The 19,144-nt window shown below is 45.8% G+C and carries 11 protein-coding genes and 1 pseudogene; 2 read left to right on the forward strand and 10 right to left on the reverse strand.

Going from position 1 to position 19,144, the window contains the following annotated elements; genetic code table 11:
• Positions 1 to 142: 142 nt before the first annotated feature.
• From D0A37_RS03415 to treZ, 4 genes are all read right to left on the reverse strand, one after another.
• Positions 143 to 655, reverse strand: a complete 513-nt coding sequence (locus D0A37_RS03415) for a DUF4112 domain-containing protein (protein WP_242721065.1) — start codon at positions 653 to 655, stop codon at positions 143 to 145.
• 193 nt (positions 656 to 848) lie between these two features.
• Positions 849 to 2,765 (reverse strand): molecular chaperone DnaK, encoded by a 1,917-nt coding sequence (gene dnaK / locus D0A37_RS03420; protein WP_242721068.1) that lies wholly within the window; start codon positions 2,763 to 2,765, stop codon positions 849 to 851.
• 661 nt (positions 2,766 to 3,426) lie between these two features.
• Positions 3,427 to 6,222: a malto-oligosyltrehalose synthase gene (treY, locus tag D0A37_RS03425; RefSeq protein ID WP_242721070.1), complete on the reverse strand. Its 2,796-nt coding sequence runs from the start codon at positions 6,220 to 6,222 to the stop codon at positions 3,427 to 3,429.
• Between the two features lie 233 nt (positions 6,223 to 6,455).
• On the reverse strand, positions 6,456 to 8,279 hold the full coding sequence (treZ, locus tag D0A37_RS03430) for a malto-oligosyltrehalose trehalohydrolase (protein ID WP_242721073.1): 1,824 nt from the start codon (positions 8,277 to 8,279) through the stop codon (positions 6,456 to 6,458).
• Between the two features lie 317 nt (positions 8,280 to 8,596).
• On the opposite strand from treZ, the gene D0A37_RS03435 reads away from it, so the two are divergent.
• On the forward strand, positions 8,597 to 10,657 hold the full coding sequence (locus D0A37_RS03435) for an amylo-alpha-1,6-glucosidase (protein ID WP_242721076.1): 2,061 nt from the start codon (positions 8,597 to 8,599) through the stop codon (positions 10,655 to 10,657).
• Between the two features lie 35 nt (positions 10,658 to 10,692).
• Positions 10,693 to 11,733 (forward strand): glucokinase, encoded by a 1,041-nt coding sequence (locus tag D0A37_RS03440; RefSeq protein WP_242721079.1) that lies wholly within the window; start codon positions 10,693 to 10,695, stop codon positions 11,731 to 11,733.
• Between the two features lie 7 nt (positions 11,734 to 11,740).
• Here the strand turns inward: D0A37_RS03440 and D0A37_RS03445 are convergent, their stop codons facing one another.
• The 6 genes and pseudogenes from D0A37_RS03445 to D0A37_RS03470 form a co-directional block, all read right to left on the reverse strand.
• On the reverse strand, positions 11,741 to 12,220 hold the full coding sequence (locus D0A37_RS03445) for a hypothetical protein (protein ID WP_242721082.1): 480 nt from the start codon (positions 12,218 to 12,220) through the stop codon (positions 11,741 to 11,743).
• A 123-nt stretch (positions 12,221 to 12,343) separates the two neighbouring features.
• Positions 12,344 to 12,931 (reverse strand): REP-associated tyrosine transposase, encoded by a 588-nt coding sequence (locus D0A37_RS03450; protein WP_242721085.1) that lies wholly within the window; start codon positions 12,929 to 12,931, stop codon positions 12,344 to 12,346.
• Positions 12,932 to 12,974: 43 nt separating this feature from the next.
• A pseudogene (locus tag D0A37_RS03455) lies at positions 12,975 to 13,930 on the reverse strand (IS630 family transposase).
• Between the two features lie 322 nt (positions 13,931 to 14,252).
• Positions 14,253 to 14,702, reverse strand: coding sequence for an EVE domain-containing protein (locus tag D0A37_RS03460; protein WP_242721088.1), 450 nt, complete (start codon positions 14,700 to 14,702; stop codon positions 14,253 to 14,255).
• A complete protein-coding gene (locus D0A37_RS03465; RefSeq protein WP_242721091.1) occupies positions 14,699 to 17,059 on the reverse strand; it encodes an FHA domain-containing protein in 2,361 nt (786 codons plus the stop codon). The genes D0A37_RS03460 and D0A37_RS03465 overlap by 4 nt, the downstream gene beginning before the upstream one ends.
• Positions 17,060 to 17,205: 146 nt before the next feature.
• A complete protein-coding gene (locus D0A37_RS03470; RefSeq protein ID WP_242721094.1) occupies positions 17,206 to 19,059 on the reverse strand; it encodes an ABC-ATPase domain-containing protein in 1,854 nt (617 codons plus the stop codon).
• Positions 19,060 to 19,144 lie beyond the last annotated feature (85 nt).

Raw genomic sequence — 19,144 nt, forward strand, 5'->3', positions numbered from 1 at the left:
GCAGCCTACGGGTAGTAAAACCCAGATGTTTTTCCCTGCCATTAATCATTCTCACATAGGATTGTCAAGGAATACGTTCCCCGATTATATGCTATTAATATGACACAAATAGAGTGAGTAATTTTGATTATAAAATCCCCAATTAACGCCCGGTAACTACTTGGAAAAGCCAGCCCAACAGCATGAAACTTAAGAAAATCACGCCTCCGACAATTAACATCAAACCTAACAGCAACGCCGCCACAAATAGCCAATCGGCTTTTTTGCCTTGTTCAGGGGAACCTAAATGAGCATCCAGCAATTCTATATTTTTGACATTAGCTTTCCAAGCAACATCCAACAAATCTCCGGCTACCGGTACAGTACCAGCAACTGTATCAAATACGATATTAGCTGCCATTTTTACTAAAGTCTCTTGAGGCACTCCCACTTGAGCGGATTTGAAGACAACATATCCTGCAAAAATTGAACTGATTAAATCGCCGCCGCCCGGTATCAGTCCCAATATCGGATCGAGTCCAATGCGGTATTTTGTACCGGGAATGGGAATTGCATTGTCTAGTAAATGGCTGATCCGGCGGAGTCGGCGCAAGGATGCAACATGAGATTGGTTGGGAGTATTTGGGGAGGAATTTTGTATAGGAGAACGTGACATTTAATTACTCTCGGTTGCGCTATTACTGCTAGTTGATGATATTTATTAAAGCATATTCTAGTTTTGTCTATATGCCTCAAGCAAGATTTTTAGTCGATCGGCTTTTGTTTGTTTTTGAATAAACAGAAACCCGGTTTCTGTTCAAAACCGGGTTTCTTGCTTCTAGCTAGCTGGGGGCTTTTAGTTTAGCCTTCTATTTGTTGCCTTCTGTGAAGTCGGCGTCAATCACGTCGTCGCCACCGCCAGTGGGGCCGCCGTCTCCATAGCCACCAGGGCCACCAGGGCCGCCAGGGCCATCAGTTGGGCCACCTGCTTGCTGGTACAGGTTGCTGCTTACAGCGTAGAATGCTTGCTGCAACTCTGTGGTTAGGGTTTTGATGCGATCGTCATCTTCACTCTCGATCGCCTCGCGCAAGTCTTTAAGCAACCCTTCAATCTTAGTTTTGTCGTCAGCGGGAACCTTATCGCCCAATTCTGCCAACTGCTTCTCGATTTGATAGGCTTGAGAATCGGCTTGGTTTTTGCGATCGATCCTTTCGCGACGTTCCTTGTCAGCAGAAGCATTCGATTCGGCTTCCTTCACCATGCGTTCGACTTCATTGCTGGGCAAAGTAGAAGCACCAGTAATGCTAATCGATTGCTCCTTGCCAGTACCTTTATCTTTGGCAGCTACATTCAAAATACCGTTAGCATCGATATCGAAAGTAACTTCAATTTGAGGTACGCCACGGGGGGCAGGTGGAACTCCATCTAAGCGGAATGTTCCCAAATCCTTGTTATCATTCGCCATTTCTCGTTCGCCTTGCAAAACGTGAATTTCCACGTTTGTTTGGCCGTCTACAGCAGTCGAGAAAGTTTCCGACTTCTTGGTAGGAATAGTGGTGTTGCGGGGAATGATTTTGGTCATCACGCCACCCAAGGTTTCGACGCCGAGAGACAACGGAGTAACGTCGAGCAACAAGATGTCTTTGACTTCGCCGGAGAGTACGCCGGCTTGAATTGCTGCACCGACTGCGACCACTTCGTCCGGGTTTACCGTTTGGTTGGGCTCTTTGCCAAGGATTTTTTTGACCAGTTCTTGCACCGCAGGAATGCGTGTAGAACCACCAACTAAGACTACTTCATTAATTGCAGATTTGTCTAATTTGGCGTCGCGGATCGCATTTTCTACGGGGATGCGAGAGCGATCGATCAAATCTGAACAGAGTTCTTCAAACTTGCCCCGCGTCAAAGTCGTGTCCAAGTGTTTTGGCCCGTCTTGAGTCGCGGTGATAAACGGCAGGTTGATTTCTGCTTGGGTAACGCTCGAAAGCTCAATCTTGGCTTTTTCTGCTGCTTCCGTCAGGCGTTGCAGTGCTTGTTTGTCTTTGCGGAGGTCAATGCCTTCGGCTCTTTGGAATTCGTTAGCGATGAAATCAACAATTTTTTTGTCGAAGTCGTCACCGCCGAGGTGAGTGTCTCCAGAAGTTGCTAGCACTTCAAATACGCCGTCGCCTACTTCAAGAATAGATACGTCGAAAGTACCGCCACCTAAGTCAAATACGAGGATGGTTTCGTTGCTCTTTTTATCTAATCCGTAAGCTAAAGCTGCTGCTGTAGGTTCGTTAATAATCCGCAGCACTTCTATACCGGCAATTTTTCCCGCGTCTTTGGTAGCTTGGCGCTGGGAGTCGTTGAAGTAAGCGGGAACAGTAATTACCGCTTGGGTAACAGTTTCGCCGAGGTATTTGCTGGCGTCTTCTACGAGTTTACGGAGAACTTGTGCAGAAATTTCTTCTGGGGCAAATTGCTTGCCACGGGCGGGACAGTCTAGTTTGAGGCTGTTGCCGACTTTGAGGACTTTGTAGGAAACTTCAGTGGTTTCGTGGGTTACTTCATCAACCCGACGCCCGATAAACCGTTTTACTGAGTAAAAGGTGTTTTCGGCGTTCATCACGGCTTGACGCTTGGCGATTTGTCCGACAAGTTGATCGCCATTTTTAGCATATGCTACTACAGAAGGTGTGGTGCGACCCCCTTCGGCGTTGGCTATGACGGTGGGTTTGCCGCCTTCCATAACTGCGACGCAGGAGTTTGTCGTACCTAAGTCAATTCCAACTACTTTTCCCATAGGGGTGTTCCGGCTCCAATCTCTACAAAATTTTGGTGTTTTATCTGTGCGATAGTCTGGTTATTCAGGACTGCGATTTTACCTCGCGGTTTACGGGTAGTGAGTCCTGCTTTAATACAGTCTTCGATAGGGTGCTGATCTCTATACTGCGGGCGGTAGACCTTGCGATGAAGGGGTATTTACCGAACCTGTTGGGGGACGGTTGCATCCGTGAGGCTTGCACCGCTACAGTTGTTGACTGCTTTGCTTTTCTTTACTCTTCCCAATGTACGGTGTGTGAGGGATTCGGGTATTGTGGCAAACCGTATACGTTGTGTTGTATTTGCCGTCTTATGTATATAAATTTTGTTTGGTGGGTAGGGGCGATCGATTTTTTGACTTCAAATCAGGTTTAATATCATTTCCGGTTACACCGGAATGATGTTGACTGTTGACGGTTGACTGTTGACAGTGAACCGTCAACAGTCAACCGTCAACTCGAATTTACTATTCCGATGCTAACGGATTTGATATAATATCAATTCGGAAAAGGGACAGGGGAATGCCCTGCCCCTACCCGTTTACTTCCAGGCTGTGCCTGGGAAAGAATATATTGAGGAAGAGCCTCAAGTCCCCCTCCTGGGAATCTCGGATAATTCTTGAATTTTCCAGCTTTTAATTGCTATTTTTGACCGATCAGCAGAGCTGCGGGAAAGTAACTCAGAGCTTCACCAATTGCCAACGCACCGTTACTTTCTACTGACTGATTTGTAATTGCATCCTTCCACACAGACGGCATTTCCTCGGACAATTTCAAATTAGTATCTTTCCAGACTTGTTTGCCGATCGGCATTTCGTCTGGTTTGACAATTCCCGTCACAAACCGGGGAGCAATGACAATAACTGTAGTCTCTCCAAAGCTTCTGGCAAAGGCAACAACATTATCTTTAAACGTGCCCACTGCTTGCAGAGGCAGATAATCGCCTGATTGAAAAACTTGCAAGTATTTTTTTCTTGCTTCTAGGGCTCTTGCCGTCAAAAACAACTTAATTCTCGCGTCTTCCCGCGTCGCAATCAAATCTTCAACCAGTTGCAAAATATCCGTCTGAGCTTGCTCTTTAATTTCCCGCAAAACCTCGATTCTGCGCTCAAAGTCAACGGGACGGCGGTTATCCGGATCGACGTGGCTTAAATCCCAGAATTCCGTCCCTTGATAAATGTCGGGAACGCCCGGAGCAGTGATTTTCAGCAGCGTTTGAGATAAAGAATTGAAAATTCCGTAATTAGCTACTTTTTTCCAGAAAGGTATAAATTTGTTGAGAAACGGATTTTGTTCCGAAGGTTCGAGAACGCTATCAACAAAGGTCATAAAACCAGTTTCGTAGTCGTTATCCGGTCTCAGCCAAGCCGTATAAACTTTGGCTTCACGGACAGCTTTGATCACATAATCTTTCAGGCGATCGACATAATCAGTGTTTTCAATTCCCTCAAAGGGAAAACTGCCGAGCAGAGTTTGGTACAGGAAGTATTCGTCATTAGTATCGGGAACCATTCGATTCACAAAGTTGACTTTCTTAGAAGAGTTTACCTCTCTCCAAGACCTGACTTGCTGTTCCCATTCATCGGGAATTTCTGACAAAACGTTTATTCGAGCTCGCACATCTTCGCCGCGCTTGGTATCGTGGGTAGCTGTGGCATTCATTTTGTGTGGCCAAGCGGCTTGCTGCTGTTTGTTGAACTCGTGAAAATCTCCCAGCGACACGCCGAACTGACTCGGATTTCCTCCCACTTCGTTGAGGGATAAAAGCCGATAGTAGACGTATAAAAGCGTGTCTTCAACGCCTTTTGCCATTAATGGGCCTGTCAATTGCTGGAGTTTCATTACAAAGTGGCGACGCTGCTCTTTTTGTTCTGGTGTTAGAGTTTCTTCTTCTTCCAGCAACACCACCGTTTCGATAAATTTAAGTTCCTTGAGGAGTCGCGGTACTTGTTCTTTGGCATGGGCGATCGCATATTTTACGTAAGTGCGATCGGACTCCCTCAAACCGTCTTGATTGATGTAAGTTCTGTAGACTGGAAAAATCGTCAAAATAGCCGCCAGTGCTTTTTCCAAACCGGGGCGAGTAAAGTCGTTTCCCTGTCTGGATTGACCGGAAATATTCTTCAATAGTTGAGCCAGATTGTCTACATCTCCAGCCAAATTTTTCTCAACAATCAGCCCTTTTTTATCTAAAAACAACTGTTCGTAGGGAACGGTTAAGCGAGTAAATCTCTGATAGATTTCGCTAAATTGCTGCTCGCGATCGCACCGACAAAAAACGCCGTTTACGTAATTCAAAAAGTCGTAGCCGCTAGTTCCCTCAATCGGCCAATATGACGGCAAGTCTTCTGCGTGTTCCAGAATTTTCTCAACAGTAATATAAGTATCTCCGGTTTTCTCCCGGAGCCTTTTCAAATATTCTGTGGGGTCGTAAAGTCCGTCGATGTGGTCGATTCTCAATCCGGTAAACTTTCCCTCATCAACCATGTCGAATATCAGAGCATGGTTTTTGTGAAAAACTTTAATCTCTTCAACTTTTACCGAAATAAGTTCGTTGACCGTAAAAAACCTTCGGTAGTTAATTTCTTCTGCGCCCACTTTCCAGAAAGACAGACGGTAAAACTGCTCGGAAAGCAATTCGTCTAGCAAATTAAAGCTTTCGGCATTTCCCTTTTCTCCATTAAAAAATTTGATATTTTCATCGATAAATTCCTGGACGAGGGGATTTTGATTGTAGAGTTCCCACAGCAGTCCTTTGACAAAAGCTATCTGATCGTATCTGGTTTTACCTTTAGTTTCTGAAGGGGTATTTTTAATTAAATAAAGAATTCCTAAAAACTTGATAAAATCTGGATGGCGTCTGCCTAATTCTCTGGCCAAATGCCCTAAATTATGACTGATAAATTTAGCATAAGATTCAATTCTTACTGGCAATTGTAAGCTATAATAATTGATCGTCAGCCCAATTTCGCTGTATTTGAGTTGAATCTCGCCATTTTCCAGACACTCTCCATAAAAATTGCCCAGCAGCGGAGCCAGAACTCGACCTCTGAGATGTTCGTAAGCGTGATTCCATTCAATATCGAAGTAATCGAAATAGTCGGAATCTGGCCCGTGTTCCAATACGTCTAACAGCAGCAAATTTTGAGTGTCGTAAGCCATGTGGTTGGGGACAATATCTTGCAGCCATCCCATGTTCCGTTTCTTGATTTCGTAGGTGAGGGCTTCAAAATTTTCTGATGTTCCCAAATCGGGATTGAGCTGATTTGAGTCAACGACATCGTATCCGTGAGAGCTGCCTTTTCTGGCTTTAAATATTGGTGAAGCGTAAACGTCGGTAATTCCTAAATCTTCCAGGTAGCTAAGGATTTGTTTGGCGGCTTCAAAGTTAAAACCTCCATGAAATTGAATCCGATAAGTTGTTGTAGGAATTCTCATTATGTTAATTTTACTCCGGGTTTTTTAGGGTTTTCTCTTTTAATATATGAGGCAGAGCCTCCTCTACTGCATTCCCCGCCAGAGGCTGGGAACGAGAGAGGCTCTGCCTCCCATTTCTTGTGGGACTAGATTCCGCGACAGAGGCTGAGAACGAGAGAGGTTCTGCCTCCTGTTTCTTGTTCCTAGGCTCTGCCTGGGAACGCCTGTATTTGAGGCTCTGCCTCCCGTTTTAATTACTCTAATTCATAGAGTGAAAAACTATGCGGTTTAACGGTCAATTTTTGCTCTGAATTTATCTTTTCAGGCAAGCTAGAACCTGAACCCATCCATTTTTCATCAGCAGAGTCTAAAATTTTGTTCCAGTTGCCCTGGGGAAGTGCAGCCGTAAAAGCTACCTCTTGCCTGTTGAAGTTTAGAATGCAGAATATCTGGCTGTCATCTGTCCAGCGACGTAGAAATAAGATTTTTTCCGCTTCAATGCTGGACACTTCTAGAGTGTTTTTGTCGAGTTTTTTAAGGGCTGGTATTGTCCGGCGCAGTTGAATCAAATGTTGGTGCCATTCCCAAAGGATTTTGTGTTTGCCTTCGGTTTGTTTTTCCCAGTTTAACTTACACTTATCGAAAGTCTCAGGACTCTGGGGGTCGTGAAACTCGCCTCGCCCTTCAAAGCTTTTAAATTCTTGTTGTTTGTCTTTGCGGATAGCTTCAATTAAGTTTTCGTCCGAGTGGGAAACGAAGTAAAAAAACGGTGCTTCTTCTCCGTATTCTTCTCCCATAAAAAAGAAGGGAATGTAGGGAGAAATTAAGACGGTGCCGGCTGCAAGTTTCAATCCTTCCCAGTCAACTATTTTGGATAGTCTGTCTCCCAAAATGCGGTTGCCGATTTGGTCGTGGGTTTGGGCAAACACCAAAAATTTATGACCCGGTTCATCCTTAACAGAATTGCCGTGTCTCCGCTTTCTGTGGGGGGCGTACTGGCCGGAGTAAACAAAGCTTTCTTTGAAGGCTTTTTCTAAGTGTTCGCACTTGCCGAAATCTTGGTAGTATCTATCGTCTTCTCCGGTGAGCAAGGCGTGCAGTGCGTGGTGGAAATCATCGCACCATTGGGCGTCTAGTCCGAAGCCACCGAGTTCTTTGGGACGTATAGTGCGGACATCGTTTAAGTCACTTTCGGCTATTAAGTAAAGTTGCCGTCCTAGTTCTTGGGAAATATCGGCTGTGGCATCGGAGAGTTCTTGTAAAAAAGGTCTTGCACCTACTTCAAATATTGCTTGAATTGCATCTAATCTCAGGGCATCGATGTGATAGTCTCGAAACCAGTAGAGGGCGTTTTCAATAAAGTAGTTACGCACGCCGTCGCTGTAGGCATCGTCGAAGTTGAGGGGATCTCCCCAAATCGAGCCGTATTTTGATGTAAAGTAGGGGCCGAATTGACTGAGGTAGTTTCCTTCGGGGCCGAGGTGGTTGTAAACTACATCGAGAATTACTGAAATGCCGTGTTCGTGGCAGGCGTTAACGAGTGTTTTGAAGCCTTCGGGGCCGCCGTAGGAGTTTTGAACTGCGTAGGGATATACGCCGTCGTATCCCCAGTTTCGCTCGCCGGGGAATTGGGCTACTGGCATTATTTCGATGGCGTTAATTCCCAATTCTTTAAGTTTTTTGAGCTGGGGAATTATTGCTTCAAATGTTCCGGCTTGGGTGAATGTGCCGACGTGCAGTTCGTAAATAATCATTTCGGCTAGCGGCACGCCTTGCCATTTTGTGTCAGTCCAAGTAAAAATATTTTCATCTATTACTTGCGACGGGGCGTGTACGCCTTGGGGTTGATATTTTGAGGCGGGGTCTGGTCGCTCAGTTTTTCCTTCGATTTGGTAAGTGTAAAGGGTTCCTGGTTCGATGTCTGTAGCTGTGGTTTGCCAATAACCTTCTGCCGATTGTTGCAGGGGTATCAGGCGTTTTTTTGGGGAAACAATTTGGACTGCGATTTGTTTGAGGGTGGGCGCCCAAACGGTAAATTCACATTGGTTATTGCCGAGGTAATTTGCTCCTATCTTCACTTTGAGCTGTTCTCCTTATAAAATAGGTTGGTAGTTCGATCGCCCGACGCGCTATCAAATGCTTTGCCCTTAACGTTCAGCGCCTGTTTAGACGGTAATATTACTTAATATAACAAACAACTAACTTTAGACAGAGGCATTAAAGGCTAAAATCGGGTAAGGGGCAAAAGTAGCGGTTAGTTATGTCTAAATTAGAGCATGAATCCGCACGGGGGCGATCGCCAAATTAACGGCCTGCAAACGTTAATATTTCTGGTTAATATCATGTCGAAAATCTACCTAAAGGTAGGTAAAAAATCAGCGCGAGTGTGGATTTTATGGTTATGGATTTTGGACGGGAAATCTGCTGCAATCTCGACTCGGCGGAGTCTCGGGAGTGGTTGGTCACAAACGGGATCGGCGGTTACGCTAGCGGGACGATCGCAAATCTCCTCACCCGCCGCTATCACGGCTTGCTGGTAGCCGCTCTCAAACCCCCGCTGGGACGCACTTTGATGCTCGCCAAGCTGGACGAGACGGCTGTGTATCACGATCGCGCCTATCCGCTTTATACAAACCGCTGGGCCGACGCGGCGATGGAACCCCACGGCTACAAATACATCGAAAGCTTTCACCTAGAAGGCACGACGCCTGTTTGGAGGTTTGCTCTCGCCGACGCTATCCTGGAAAAGCGGATTTGGATGCAGCAAGGTGCTAACACAACATATATTCAATACCGCTTGCACCGCGCCTCACAACCGATCGCCCTAGCTGTCAAAGCCCTAGTCAACTACCGCGACTACCACCACACGACGAGCGCCTGCGACTGGCCCATGAGCCTACAAACCTTGGAACGCGGGGTTTGCGTGACTGCATTTCCCAAGGCGGCGCCGCTGTACCTGCTGACAGATGCCGCACCAGAGGCTAAATTCCGAGTCTCTGCGCCTTTATACAATTGGTACTACGGATTTGACTTGGCAGCAGAAAAGCGGCGCGGATTGGATTACTGCGAGGATCACTTGCACGCGGCGACTTTTCACATGACGATCGCACCGGGAAGTTCTCTCACATTGATAGCCAGCACCGAGAAAAATCCCGAACTCAACGGCAGTACAGCTTTAGAAGGGCGTCACACTTATGACCAACAACTGCTGCAAAACTGGTCAAAAGTGAGCGACTCTCCCGACTGGATCAATACCTTAGTGCTCGCCGCCGACCAATTCATCGTCAGCCGCCCGCTACCGGAGGAAGCCCAAGGCAAAACGATCATCGCCGGATATCCCTGGTTCAGCGACTGGGGGCGCGATACGACGATCGCCCTACCCGGCCTCACAATCTGTACCGGGCGATGGGAAATTGCGCGATCGATTTTGCGGACATTTGCGCGGTATGTCGATCGGGGAATGCTGCCGAACCGCTTCCCGGATGCGGGCGGCGAACCGGAATACAACACCGGAGATGCCACGCTGTGGTACTTTGAGGCAATCCGCGCTTATATTGATGCCACGGGAGACGACGAACTTTTGAGCGAACTCTGGCCGGTGTTATGTGAGATTGTTGACTGGCACTTGCAGGGTACTCGGTATAACATCCGCGTAGATCCCGATGACGGTTTAGTCTACGCTGGCGAAACCGGCGTGCAACTGACTTGGATGGACGCGAAAATCGGCGATTGGGTGGTGACGCCCCGGATTGGTAAGCCGATCGAACTCAGCGCGCTTTGGTACAATGCTATACAAGCAATGGCAAGTTTTGCTCGAAAACTGGGCAAGCCTCACAATGAATACCAGCAATTGGGCGATCGAACAGCCGCCGGATTTCCTCGCTTCTGGAACGCCTCAACTGGTTACTGTTACGACGTTCTGGACGGTCCAGACGGACACGATACCTCCCTGCGGCCCAACCAAATATTCGCCGTATCCTTGCCCCTAGACTCGATTCCTCCTCACTCCGCCAACTCCTTGTCAGGGGGGATGCGCCAGGAAACCCGCTATACACCGTTACTGACGCCCATCCAGCAGCGTGGCGTGGTTGACGCCTGCGCTCAACAGCTTCTGACTTCTCTCGGCCTCCGCAGCCTCTCGTCGCAGCACCCGCAATATCGCGGCACATACGGAGGCGACCAATTGCAGCGCGACAGCGCCTACCACCAGGGCACAGTTTGGGGCTGGCTGATTGGCCCGTTTGTCTTGGCGCACTTACACGTATACAAAAACCCAGCACAAGCTCGCGAATTCCTGGAACCGATGGCACATCATATAAGGGGTGGGGGAGTTGGCAGTCTGGGCGAAATTTTTGAGGGCGACGCCCCCCACTCGCCGCGAGGCTGCACGGCTCAAGCTTGGACTGTGGCTGAGGTGCTGCGGGCGTGGTTGGCAATTAATACTGTGGGTGTTTAAATGGGGAATGTTATGTTTGGGTGAATAGGAGGTTTATGACATTATTATTAGCTGGCGATATTGGCGGAACAAAGACGATTTTGCGCTTGGTGGAAAGGACTGTTAACGGTGAAATGAACGCTCTTTACGAGTTTCGCTATCCGAGCGGGGAGTTTCCCGATTTAGTACCGATGGTGCAGCAGTTTTTGACAGAAGCTGCTATGAAATTGGATTTTGCGCCCTTGCCTGAAAAAGCTTGTTTTGCGATCGCAGGCCCGGTGGTTAACAACACTGCAAAACTGACTAATTTGCCTTGGATGCTGGATGCGAAGCGTCTGGAACAGGAATTAGGAATATCACACGTTAGTTTAATTAATGATTTTGTCGCGGTTGGCTACGGCGTGTGGGCTTTGGACGATCGAGATTTGCACACTTTGCAAGTAGGAAAACCCCGCCAATACGATCCAATTGCTGTGATTGGTGCGGGTACTGGTTTGGGAAATTGTTTTGGAATTCCCGAGGCAAATGGCATCAGGGTTTTTTCTTCGGAAGGGGGGCACGGTGACTTTGCTCCTCGTTCCGAGTTGGAGTTTCAATTGCTGAAATATTTGTTAGCAAAACACGACATTTCCCGAATATCGATCGAGCGTGTAGTTTCGGGACAAGGGATTGTTTCAATTTACCAGTTTTTGCGGGACAGAAAGTTTGCTTCTGAATCGCCGGAGATAGGGGAAGTTATCAAAAAATGGGAGTCAGAAATGGGTAAAACCGAGAAGAGTGTCGATCCGGGGGCGACAATTGCACAGGCGGCGCTCAAAAAGTGCGATCGGCTTTCGGAACAAACCATGCAAATGTTTGTAGAAGCTTACGGTGCGGTAGCCGGCAATCTGGCTCTGACACTGTTACCTTACGGCGGTTTGTACGTAGCCGGCGGCATCGCTGCTAAAATTTTGCCGCTGATTCAAGAAGGGGGTTTTATGCGAGCTTTTACGCACAAAGGCCGGATGGATTCGCTGTTAGAAATGATGCCTGTTCGTCTTGTTTTGAATCCCAATGTAGGGTTAATTGGTGCGGCTGTTTGTGCGGCCGGTCTTTAGGATAATTTTAAATAGTTTGGGCGGGCAAGATGCCCACCCCACAAGAATTTTGTGGCACAGGCATCTTGCCTGTGCAAATATTTGGGGCGGGCAAGATGCCCACCCCACAAGAATTTTGTGACACAGGCATCTTGCCTGTGAAATCCTTGTGGCACAGGCATCTTGCCTGTGACTGAAGCTGGGGCGGGCAAGATGCCCACCCCACAAGAATTTTGTGGCACAGGCATCTTGCCTGTGCAAATATTTGGGGCGGGCAAGATGCCCACCCCACAAGAATTTTGTGGCACAGGCATCTTGCCTGTGAAATCTTTGTGGCACAGGCATCTTGCCTGTGAAATCCTTGTGGCACAGGCATCTTGCCTGTGCAAATATTTGGGGCGGGCAAGATGCCCACCCCACAAGAATTTTGTGGCACAGGCATCTTGCCTGTGACTGAAGCTTGGGCGGGCAAGATGCCCACCCCACAAGAATTTTGTGGCACAGGCATCTTGCCTGTGAAATCCTTGTGGCACAGGCATCTTGCCTGTGAAATCCTTGTGGCACAGGCATCTTGCCTGTGCAAATATTTGGGGCGGGCAAGATGCCCACCCCACAAGAAATTCAGAAAAAGCTAAACTTCATATATTTGCCAGAAAAAAGGATATTCCTCTGGAGTCACCGAAAGACCAGCTTTGACAGGATTTTGCCTAATATATTCCCAAAAAACCTGAAATTCTCGTTCATCTCTGACAATGTGGTCATGTCGCTCATCCTGCCAGACAGTACCAATATGCTTCATCACCTTGGGAATTTGTTTAGAACTGTAGCTTTTCATACTGTGCAGAATACTGCTGAGCGACCAGAACTTATTATCCGACTTTGCTAAAGGCTGCATTAGCATATGCACATGATCAGGCATTACAACTAAGCAAAAGATTTGATACCTTTGCCTATCAAAAAACTTGCAAGCATTGAACACAACTTGTCTTGCAGCCGGAGTTAATTCAAGCTTTTCCCAAGTATTAAAAGTGATGAAATAGACCGATCCTTCTAACTCCCAATGAGGTAAATTTCTGTAAGTAACTTTTAATTGAGCCTTTCTGAGTTTAAGCGGCAGACTAGAAGCCTGTCCCACAAAAAGCTGATATTGACCTGTGGCGTGGGCATCTTCCCCGCCCAAATCCTGATTGCTTCCCTGACTAAAATTTTCGCGAATCATATTACTAAGCAAAACCACCAATTAATCTAAAATATAGCCTTTCTCAAAAAGATGAGGTACAATAACAGCAGTGTGTAAACCAGTTAAAAATATTTGACGATGTAACTTGTCCGAACGCAAAATCTATGGCTTTTCCTAATTCTTGATAATTAGTAGTCTTGATAGAACGGAGAATGATTTTAAGTTTTGACCACAGATTTTCAATTGGTGAAAAATCTGGTGAATAAGGTGATAAGTATATTAATTTTGCCCCTGTTTTTTCGATCGCTTTTTTCACTTCTTCTCCCAAGTGAATGGGACAATTATCCATCACTACACAAGCACCTTTCCAGAGTTTTGGCACAAGTTTTCTGATAATAAAAGCTTCAAATGTAATTGCATCAGTTCCGCCTATTAGATTAACCGATGTCAAAATCTCATTGACTGACCTTGCTCCAATTATTGAGACATTTTTGCCACGTTTAGTTGGTTTTGACCCCTTGGCTCTTTCACCTTTTTGCATACCTAGCATATAACCTAACCATTGCCAAATTAACTCCCGATTCGTCAATGAATATTAAGTCTTTCAAACTAATCTCTTTAATTGTTTTCCAGAACTCACATCGCAGGATTTGAACTCGCTCTGTCCCTTTCCCTGAAGGGAAGAGAGTTTTTTTTGACAGTAATGTCTAAGAGTTTTATCATTCTTCCTATTGTTGCTCTACTAACAGAAAATCCAATTCTCCCATAAAGTAAATAACGGAGTTCTTCAAGAGTTGCATCATTATTTCCTTCAATCAATTCCGCCAAGATGAGTAGTTGCTCCGCATTCAGTTTGCCTTTGACTCCACATCGGTCAGTTCTCGGAGTAATGTTTTTTGTTTCACGATATTGTTTAAGCAATTTTTGTACAAAACTCAGGGCTACAGAAAAACGCTTAGCTATTGCTTTTTGTGAAATGGGTTCAGTATGATAAGTATCAAGGATTTTTTGCCTAAAATCAATCGAATAAGCTTTCATTTTTAACAATGTATGAAGTTTGGTACAAGTAAACGTGTTGTGAGTCAAGCATCGTGTGCTTTCAAAAAAATGCTATTATGTGTGGTATCGCTTTCGCGTGGCTTTACTCAACCATGTAATTATAGTTCATTTGATCTTATCTTCTCTGTTTGACCCTCACGAGTGAGTGTCAGTAACATCATACCTCATCTTTCTGAGAAAGGCTATAGCCTTCATCAGGCAAGATGCCAATACTCTTACACCTCATTTTCCTAAAGTCTTTAAATTCTTGTGGGGTCGGCCAAAGAACCCGCCCCAAATATGCAGGTTAAATATTCACCACTTATCTCATCTTCAAAATCTTCTCAGCAGCACCTTCAGACACCGGCATCACCGATAACCGATTGCCTTTCCTAACCACCAAAATCTCATCTGCACTAAACTTTTGTTTCAGTTCATCCAAAGATATTAACTTAGCAAACTCCTCAACAAACTCCACTTTCACAGTTTGCCAGCGAGGAGCATTTAGCGGCGATTTAGCATCATAATATTCGCTATTCATATCGAACTGAGTCGGGTCAGCAATTCCCGTCTCAACGACACGCACTAACCCGACAATTCCTGGTACTTTAGTATTAGAATGGTAAAAAAATACTAAATCTCCCCGACTCATTTCTCGCATAAAATTGCGAGCTTGATAGTTGCGAACGCCATCCCAAATGGAAGTGCGATCGCCCTTCAAGTCCGCAATACTGTAAACATCCGGTTCCGACTTCATCAGCCAATAATTCATAGAATATCTTTCCGCTTCTGCAACCACAGAGTCAACATCAAATAAACGAAAATATGCACACACAAAATACCCCAATTTAAACTCAAATTCTCCCAGGTTGGATCGTAAACAGGAGTAGGCTCAAACGGCTGAGGAAGCGTACTCCCATCCGGTAATGTAGTAGGCGCCGGAACCATCCCATTCACATTAACTAAAGAGCCGTAAGCACCCACAGACCAGCGGCTTAACATCAGCCAAGAAAACTTGCTCGCCGCACCTTCCATCTTAAACAAAACTCCCGAAAAAATAATCTGAGGCAGCAATAAGAGAGGCAAAGCGCTATTAGCTTGAGAGCTATTTTTAACAATCGCGGAAACGACTAATCCGAGACTAATGCAGCTCATCAAAGTTAGGAATGTGGTAATAGTTGCCCCCATCGCCCAGGAAATCAAACTCGGTTCGGGGGATTTAAAAGCAATCAGAATAACTCCTACCATTAACAGTGTTTGCAATACTGCCAAACCAGAAAGTATAAAAATTTTTGAACCTAAATAAGCAAATAATCCTAAATTGACCAAACGTTCTCGCAAATAAATAGCAGATTCTTTGACAATTTCTTGCAGAGAAGTTGCCAGTCCTACCCAAATCGCCGCACAGGTAAATACAAACAAAACTCTGAGCGCTAAAGGTGCTAAAGTTGCTTCCGGTGCGCCAATTAATGGGTCTTTATCTCTGACGGCTAGCCGCAGCAAACTAATGCCTATCGGAGCCGTTAAAAGAGCTAAGCTTAAGTTAACTAAGTCGCGGGAAACGAGCTGAAAATAGCGCTGGGCAAGCAAAACGAGTTGTTTTAGAAAAGATTGGGATTTTGGCACAGAAGGTGCTGAAGGTGTTTTTGCATTAGCGTTTCCTGTGCTGAAGTGGTTGACAATATAGCGCTGATAGTAGGGAGATTTATTAAACTTTTCTGCCCAGCTTTGAACGTTGGTTTCTCCTGTTTCTAATTCGTTGTAAATGTCGGCAAAATCGCCAGTTTTGACATCAAAAAAATCGAGCGCTTCCCTAGGTGGGCCGAAGTAACAAAGGCGTCCGCCACGACCCATAAAAACAATACGATCGCACATCGTGATATTTGCCGTCGCGTGAGTCACCAGAATCACCGTCCGGCCTTGATTTGCCAACTTTCGCAGCAGTTGCATCATCTTCTTATCCAAACCCGGATCGAGTCCTGAAGTCGGTTCGTCTAAAAAGAAAAGTTTCGGATCTGCTAACAGTTCAACTCCGATACTGACCCGCTTCCGCTGTCCGCCGCTAAGCTGTTTTACCAAAGCCTGACGGCGGTGAGTCATTTCAATATCTTCTAAAGTTTTGGCGACTACCTGCTTGACATCTGTATCGGGAGGTAAGCGCAATTTAGCTGCATAACTCAAGACTTCTTCTACTGTCAAATCTGCGTGCACAATATCATCTTGAGGCACGTAACCGATTTGATTGCGGTAAATATTGAAGTTTTGGCGAAGGTTGTCGCCATTGAGAAACACAGCGCCGTTAGTAGTTTTTTCGATGCCTAAAAGCGTCCGCATTAAAGTAGATTTACCCGCACCGCTACCGCCGACTAAAGCCACAAACTGCCCCGGTTCGATCGCCAAAGTGATGTTATCCAAACGCTTCGGAATCACCAGACTGTCAGCATCCAAACGAATTTGATGGCCGGAGTCTTGCATCTGCAACTCACCGCTGCGGTAAGTTAGAGTAAACGGGCCGATCCGAATAGCATCTCCCTCGGACAACTGTACAGAATTTGTCACTCGCTGACCGTTAACAAAAACCCCGTTAACGCTGTAGTCTCGCAAAATATAATTGCCGCGACTGTCTTGGTCGATTGTGGCGTGGCGTCGAGAAACAAGCGGCGCATCTAATTGCAGCGAAGCGTTTGGATCGCGGCCCAACAAAACCGACCGATTCTTAAGAAGAATTGACTGCTTGCTAGGGACACAAACCTGATTCGCCAGCGGATTAAAATAAGTCAGCAAAACTTGATTTTGAGGATCGAGACCGATTTTAATTTCTGTGCCGTTTTTCAGACAATAACCGTCATTGGGAGTGATGCGAGTGCGATCGACAAATAAGCCATTAGTGCTCGGCCGCTGCCCGTCACCGTCGTAAATCCAGTAATTATCCCCAATTTGGCGCAAAACAGCGTGAACGCCGGAAACTGCGCGCCAGGGTTCGGGAATGACTAAATCAGCACGAGTGCGATCGCGCCCCAATACGTGCTGCTGCTGTTTTAACTCTAACTGTAAAATTTCCCCTTGATTGCTTAATACTATATAAGGTCGATCGCTTAAAGCAGTCAGTTGTCCTATATTGCCTGTCATACTTCAATCGCGGTTTTTGCACTCACTTTTGTCAGCATATCAAAAAGTGGAAGTCATTAGTCATTAGTCATTAGTCATTAGGCAGAATAAAAGTTTTCTCACTCTCGCACTCTGCCTAAAAAGCAATTTATATGAGTAAAAATTTCTCACCTTTTGGCAACAACCGATAAACTGCGAAGCCGATTAATTGCGGCTGCTAATTCAAACCGTCGAAACATGGCAAAATCCCCTTCAGGAAAAGGCGATAAAATATCCATCCCCTGCGCGTCAATATCTGCCATCACCAAATCTATGATTTCCGACAAAGTGCGTTTTCCGTCCATGTATTGCTGCTTAGCATAAACCATTGCCGCAGCGATCGCCCTTAACTGTCCGCTGTCCACAATTTGCTCAACAGCACCCAAATCAATCTCCTCAGTTCCAAAAGCCAATTCATCAACATCCCGCACCTTCACCCGCACATCTCGTCGCCCCCGACTAGGATCTAAACTAGCAGGAATCGGCACTCTTTGAGTAATATTACCAAAATTTTCTCCCCCTTCAGCAGCACGGCTAACCGAGTAATTTTTAGCAATTTTTTTAGCTTTTTCCGTCACATTATATGCTTGAAAGTTATCCATTGAAATCACAGTATCTGCCACATCAAAATAATCCCCACTTCCCCCCATGACTAAAATAGTTGATACGCCGCAATCTGCGTATAACTGTTTAACTTTATCAATAAACGGCGTAATCGGTTCCTTATCCTTAGCGATGAGTTCCTGCATTCGGCGATCGCGAATCATAAAATTCGTCGCCGCCGTATCCTCATCCACCAATAAAACAGGCACTAAATCCCCTTCTGAAACAGCGACTAATTGCGTCTCTAAAACCAAAGACTGAGCTTCTTCCTTCTTCCCTCTTCCCTCTTCCTTCTTCCCTCTTCCATCTTCCTTCTTCCTTCTCCCCACTTCCAAAGCCTCAATAATATTAGCAGCTTGCGACGTGCTACCGCTCGCATTCTCAGTATAAAATTGTGCAGTATCTCTACCTTGTGGTAAGTGGTTAATAAAAGGCGAAATATCAACTCCCGCCACACTTCTGCCATCTTCCGCTCTAATTTTAACCGCCGCCGGATTAGTCACCACAAATTCTCTACCATCTCCCGGAATTCGGTTGTAAACTCCCAACTCAATCGCCCTGAGTAAAGTGGATTTGCCGTGATAGCCACCGCCAACAATCAAAGTAATGCCAGCGGGAATACCCATACCGGAAATCAAACCGCGATTCGGACAGTTAAACTCAACTTTTAACGACGGCGGCGACTGAAAAGCCACAGCGTTATTTAACAAAGGGCGATTGTCAACACCCGTGCGGCGGGGTAAAATAGAACCGTCAGCAACAAACGCAAATAATCCGTTTTCAGCTAACTGCTGCCGCAGCCAGTCAGCATCTTCTACAGTTTCAACGTGACGGCGACATTCAGCAGCATTTAAGTTAGCATACTTCAGAGATTGACTGACAATTTCCGGGATATTTTCGCACAGCATTTCAGCAGCTTGTCGTCCTAAAATACTGCGACCCCCCGCTGGAAGTCCCACGGCAAATCGCAGTTCAACTCCTCCTAAATCTTCGATACCTGATCTAGCTGAGGAAATGATAAATGCGGAAGTTCGCTCTAAAACTTCTTGTCCGAAGCCAGTCACTGCAATCATACCGCTTTTCCCAGTCCCGCGTTTGCTGCTGATGCTGTGTGCGGCTGTGTCAAACTGGCGAGTTAGGTAATCTCGCAAGGCTATTTCTCGACTGCGAGAATTAAAAAGTTCGCCAGGAATTTGAGCAATGTTTGGCGGAACTCTGACTCTAAATTTACTAGGAGAAGCAAACGGATCTCCCTGCACGTAATCAATAATTAATGTGAATTCAGAAAAGTCATAGTTACCTTGAATATCTTTGTAGGCTTTGTAGCCTCGATTGTCGAGTTGTAGTAAATGCTGTCGCAGATTTTCTTTGTTAGTCATTTTTTATTTTTTATTGGTTATTTGTTATTACTTATTTGTGATTAGTTATTTGTTATTTAGCTGGTTTTACCTAGTTCCTAGGCTC

The sequence above is a fragment of the Microcoleus vaginatus HSN003 genome (genome assembly GCF_022701255.1).
GTDB lineage: Bacteria > Cyanobacteriota > Cyanobacteriia > Cyanobacteriales > Microcoleaceae > Microcoleus > Microcoleus vaginatus_B.

Bases quoted from the DNA above. Each gene is read 5' to 3' on its own strand.
- D0A37_RS03415 (WP_242721065.1), bottom strand. From the start codon at position 655: ATGTCACGTTCTCCTATACAAAATTCCTCCCCAAATACTCCCAACCAA.
- dnaK (WP_242721068.1), bottom strand. From the start codon at position 2,765: ATGGGAAAAGTAGTTGGAATTGACTTAGGTACGACAAACTCCTGCGTC.
- treY (WP_242721070.1), bottom strand. From the start codon at position 6,222: ATGAGAATTCCTACAACAACTTATCGGATTCAATTTCATGGAGGTTTT.
- D0A37_RS03435 (WP_242721076.1), top strand. From the start codon at position 8,597: ATGGTTATGGATTTTGGACGGGAAATCTGCTGCAATCTCGACTCGGCG.
- D0A37_RS03440 (WP_242721079.1), top strand. From the start codon at position 10,693: ATGACATTATTATTAGCTGGCGATATTGGCGGAACAAAGACGATTTTG.
- D0A37_RS03445 (WP_242721082.1), bottom strand. From the start codon at position 12,220: ATGCCTGTGCCACAAAATTCTTGTGGGGTGGGCATCTTGCCCGCCCAA.
- D0A37_RS03450 (WP_242721085.1), bottom strand. From the start codon at position 12,931: ATGATTCGCGAAAATTTTAGTCAGGGAAGCAATCAGGATTTGGGCGGG.
- D0A37_RS03460 (WP_242721088.1), bottom strand. From the start codon at position 14,702: ATGAATTATTGGCTGATGAAGTCGGAACCGGATGTTTACAGTATTGCG.
- D0A37_RS03465 (WP_242721091.1), bottom strand. From the start codon at position 17,059: ATGACAGGCAATATAGGACAACTGACTGCTTTAAGCGATCGACCTTAT.
- D0A37_RS03470 (WP_242721094.1), bottom strand. From the start codon at position 19,059: ATGACTAACAAAGAAAATCTGCGACAGCATTTACTACAACTCGACAAT.